Source organism: Aquimarina sp. AU58 (assembly GCF_900312745.1).
Lineage (GTDB): Bacteria > Bacteroidota > Bacteroidia > Flavobacteriales > Flavobacteriaceae > Aquimarina > Aquimarina spinulae.
Genome location: NZ_OMPD01000002.1, coordinates 1 through 3,650 on the forward strand (window position 1 = coordinate 1; position 3,650 = coordinate 3,650).

At 45.7% G+C, this 3,650-nt stretch carries 1 tRNA gene and 2 rRNA genes; all 3 read right to left on the reverse strand.

Features of this window, described 5'->3' with window-relative positions:
- Positions 1-18: 18 nt before the first annotated feature.
- Positions 19-126: ribosomal RNA gene (gene rrf, locus DK441_RS00015) — 5S ribosomal RNA — on the reverse strand.
- 171 nt (positions 127-297) lie between these two features.
- A 23S ribosomal RNA gene (locus DK441_RS00020) occupies positions 298-3,119 on the reverse strand.
- Between the two features lie 230 nt (positions 3,120-3,349).
- Positions 3,350-3,423: transfer RNA gene (locus DK441_RS00025), tRNA-Ala, on the reverse strand.
- Positions 3,424-3,650: the final 227 nt, after the last annotated feature.

Genomic DNA, 3,650 nt, shown 5'->3' on the forward strand with positions numbered 1-3,650 from the left:
ATTATGAAGGGTTTTCAAGGAAGGCGGTGACCTACTCTCCCACGATTGTAGTACCATTGGCGCTAACGGGCTTAACTTCTCTGTTCGGAATGGTAAGAGGTGAGCCCCGATGCTATAACCACCTTAAGTCGTTTGTTGAGAGTTTTTAGTTGACTGTTGATAGATTTTTTACTATCAACTAACAACTACCTAACTAACAACCAATATTGTTGACATATTGATTTAATATACGATAAAAGAACACTAAAATTAGCTTGCAAAGCAATTCTCCACTCCGATAGTTGCCTATCGGAGTGTGCGCATAAGCCTATGGGTTATTAGTACTACTCGGCTATGACATTACTGCCTTTACACCTATAGCCTATCAACGTGGTAGTCTCCCACGACCCTTTAAAGAAATCTCATCTTGTGGTGGGTTTCGCGCTTATATGCTTTCAGCGCTTATCCCTTCCGAACGTAGCTACTCTGCAATGCTCCTGGCGGAACAACAGATACACCAGCGGTTCGTCCAACTCGGTCCTCTCGTACTAAAGTCAGATCCACTCAAATTTCTAACGCCCACTGTAGATAGAGACCGAACTGTCTCACGACGTTCTGAACCCAGCTCGCGTGCCACTTTAATGGGCGAACAGCCCAACCCTTGGGACCTTCTCCAGCCCCAGGATGTGACGAGCCGACATCGAGGTGCCAAACCCCCCCGTCGATGTGAGCTCTTGGGGGAGATCAGCCTGTTATCCCCGGAGTACCTTTTATCCTTTGAGCGATGGCCCTTCCATGCGGAACCACCGGATCACTATGCTCTACTTTCGTACCTGATCGAGCTGTATCTCTCTCAGTCAAGCTTGCTTATGCCATTGCACTCTACGCACGATTACCAACCGTACTGAGCAAACCTTTAGAAGCCTCCGTTACTCTTTTGGAGGCGACCACCCCAGTCAAACTACCCACCAAGCACTGTCCGTCGTGAGACGTTAGGCTTCGAATAAGCAAAGGGTGGTATTTCAACAATGACTCACACACGCCTGGCGACGCATGATCAAAGTCTCCCACCTATCCTACACATTACTTATCCAAAGTCAATACTAAGCTATAGTAAAGGTTCACGGGGTCTTTTCGTCCCACAGCGGGTAACCGGCATCTTCACCGATACTACAATTTCACCGAGCTCATGGCTGAGACAGTGTCCAGATCGTTGCACCATTCGTGCAGGTCGGAACTTACCCGACAAGGAATTTCGCTACCTTAGGACCGTTATAGTTACGGCCGCCGTTTACCGGGGCTTCAATTCAATGCTTCTCCGAAGATAACATCTCCTCTTAACCTTCCGGCACCGGGCAGGTGTCAGGCCATATACATCATATTTCTATTTAGCATAGCCCTGTGTTTTTGATAAACAGTCGCCTGGACCTTTTAACTGCGGCCTCGCCGAAGCGAGGCGACCCTTCTCCCGAAGTTACGGGTCGATTTTGCCTAGTTCCTTAGCCATGAATCTCTCGAGCACCTTAGAATTCTCATCCCAACTACCTGTGTCGGTTTACGGTACGGGCTGCTTCACTTGGTTTTCTTGGAAGTCGATCCGCTAGATTATCACCTCGGCCGTAGCCTTAGTGTACTATCGCCGTGTTACCACTGGCTTCAACGCACATTTCCGTCAGTGCGCACTAACTTCTCGCCTCCGTCACTTTTAATGTGAGCAGGTACAGGAATATTAACCTGTTGTCCATCCACTACCCCTTTCGGGTTCGCGTTAGGCCCCGACTAACCCTCAGCTGATTAGCATAGCTGAGGAAACCTTAGTCTTTCGGTGTGCGGGTTTCTCGCCCGCATTATCGTTACTTATGCCTACATTTTCTTTTGTAGATACTCCAGCATACCTCACAGTACACCTTCAACGTCACTACAATGCTCCCCTACCGATATTTCTATCCCATAGCTTCGGTAATATGCTTATGCCCGATTATTATCCATGCCGAACCGCTCGACTAGTGAGCTGTTACGCACTCTTTAAATGAATGGCTGCTTCCAAGCCAACATCCTAGCTGTCTAAGCAGTTCAACCGCGTTTTTTCAACTTAGCATATATTTTGGGACCTTAGCTGATGGTCTGGGTTCTTTCCCTCTCGGACATGGACCTTAGCACCCATGCCCTCACTGCTGGTAAACATTTTATAGCATTCGGAGTTTGTCAGGAATTGGTAGGCGGTGAAGCCCCCGCATCCAATCAGTAGCTCTACCTCTATAAAACTATACCAACGCTGCACCTAAATGCATTTCGGGGAGTACGAGCTATTTCCGAGTTTGATTGGCCTTTCACCCCTACCCTCAGGTCATCCCAAGACTTTTCAACGTCAACGGGTTCGGTCCTCCACTTTGGGTTAACAAAGCTTCAACCTGCCCAAGGGTAGATCACACGGTTTCGCGTCTACTACTACTAACTATAGCGCCCTATTCAGACTCGCTTTCGCTACGGATCCGATGCTGAACATCTTAACCTTGCTAGTAAAAGTAACTCGTAGGCTCATTATGCAAAAGGCACGCCGTCACACGATAAATCGCGCTCCGACCGCTTGTAAGCGTATGGTTTCAGGATCTTTTTCACTCCCTTATTCAGGGTTCTTTTCACCTTTCCCTCACGGTACTGGTTCACTATCGGTCTCTCAGGAGTATTTAGCCTTAACGGATGGTCCCGCCAGATTCATACAGGGTTACACGTGCCCCGCACTACTCAGGATACTACTAAATCAATGTGCTTTACTTATACCAGGCTATCACTGTCTATGGCTCCTCTTTCCAAAGGATTCTAATTCATTACAAATCTTATATTGTAGTCCTACAACCCCTGCATTGCCGTAACAATACAGGTTTGGGCTAATCCGCGTTCGCTCGCCACTACTAACGGAATCACTTTTGTTTTCTTCTCCTCCGGGTACTTAGATGTTTCAGTTCTCCGGGTTCGCCCCTATTGCTAGGTGACATATCTTCAATATGCCGGGTTGCCCCATTCGGATATCTACGGATCAATCAGTATGTGCCTGTCCCCGTAGCTTTTCGCAGCTTATCACGTCCTTCTTCGCCTCTGAGAGCCTAGGCATTCCCCATACGCCCTTAATTAGCTTATGCGTCTTGCTTTAACTTGCTCTTTTAGTTTTTGCCGATACTAATAAAGTAACTAAATTAGTATCAACCTCTTTTATGTTCATTAATTGTTTACAATTAATGCTCGTATTTTTAAATCAATATGTCAATGAACGTTTTTCTTTTCAACAATATAAAACTAATGAGTATAAAGACTTTTTCATTTCATGAATCCTGTGCTTTATAATCTATCAATACTTATATCTAAAGAATCGTGGAGAATATCGGAGTCGAACCGATGACCTCCTGCGTGCAAGGCAGGCGCTCTAGCCAGCTGAGCTAATCCCCCGTATTAGTTGTTAGTTATCAGTTAATAGTTGTTAGAACTGTAACATAACTCCTACTTTCTTAACGTGAACGCTAACTCCTAGAATTTCCTTTCAATATAATATATGAACTTTTTTTAATTCGTAATTCTAAATCATGAATCCAAAATTAAAAATCGTAGTCTCAGCCAGACTCCCTTCGATAAACTCAGGATAAACTTCTTGTCTGTCTTTCGACTTGTAGTCTCAG